The sequence below is a fragment of the Microcystis sp. M49636_WE2 genome (assembly GCF_030065375.1).
Classification (GTDB): domain Bacteria; phylum Cyanobacteriota; class Cyanobacteriia; order Cyanobacteriales; family Microcystaceae; genus Microcystis; species Microcystis aeruginosa_C.
In genome coordinates, this window is record NZ_JASJFG010000042.1 from 1 (window position 1) to 1,000 (window position 1,000).

2 protein-coding genes are annotated in these 1,000 nt (G+C 38.9%); both read right to left on the reverse strand.

The window, feature by feature from the left end; all coding sequences use genetic code 11:
• The coding region (locus PX484_RS00805) for a pseudouridine synthase (RefSeq protein WP_288102666.1) at nucleotides 1–351 on the reverse strand (351 nt) is incomplete at its 3' end.
• 152 nt (nucleotides 352–503) lie between these two features.
• Nucleotides 504–1,000 (reverse strand): ABC transporter permease (locus PX484_RS00810; protein ID WP_288102667.1); only part of this gene is annotated, 497 nt, incomplete at its 5' end.

Here is a 1,000-nt window from a genome sequence, read left to right on the forward strand (position 1 = left end):
CTCTCTGGGGGGTAAATCTGGTTCAAAATCTAGTAAATTAACTATTGCTGGTCGAGTGCGATAATCCTGAATAGGAAGACCTTGACGCAATTTTTCTAAAGCGTTTAGGTCTGGAATTCTTTCGACTTGTACCCAATAGGTGCGCGGATGAGCAAATTGACGATGACCTAAACGATGCTGTAATTGACCGTTATCTGTGAGTAATAATAATCCCTCGCTGTCCCTATCTAAACGACCGACTGAATAGATATTGGGGATAGGAATATAATCTTTTAGAGTCGAACGCCCATTTTCATCAGTAAACTGACATAATACCTCGTAGGGTTTATAAAAAAGGATATATTTATTCAAAGTAAAAAGTAGTCAGGAGATAGGAGTCAGGAGATAGGAGTCAGGATTACAGTAAACAGTGAAAAGAAAGCTCGGAACTTGCCACTTAATACTGTTCACCGAAAACTAAAATCTGATTACTGATTACTGATAACTGATTACTGATTACTGATTTAATCCCGTTGATGGGAGAATTGATAAGCACCGACAATCGAGAGAAGAATAGCGACGATTAATAAAATGGGGATAGCGAACCAAGGAAATTGATTTATATCGTAGGCTGCGGATCTTAATCCCAGACTAGCATAGGTGAGGGGCAAGGAATAAACAATAATTTTTAATGGCCAGGGTAAGGTTTGGGGATCGAAAAAAGTTGCTCCTAAAAAAGACATCGGCACGATTAAAAAGTTATTATACAGACCGACACTTTCGAGGGATGTAACTCGCAATCCGACAATTGCCCCTAAACCGGCAAAGACGGCACAATTTAAGATTAAAACTAATAAAAAGAGGGGATTGAGAAAACTGACAAATTTTCCTGTAAATAAGATAGCAACGAGAATCACTGATGCAGAAGTCATTACACCGCGCAAAATTCCCGCGAAAACTTTGCCTAAAAATAATGAGAGGGGATGGACGGGAAGTAATAATAATTCCTCGAAGGTTTTAC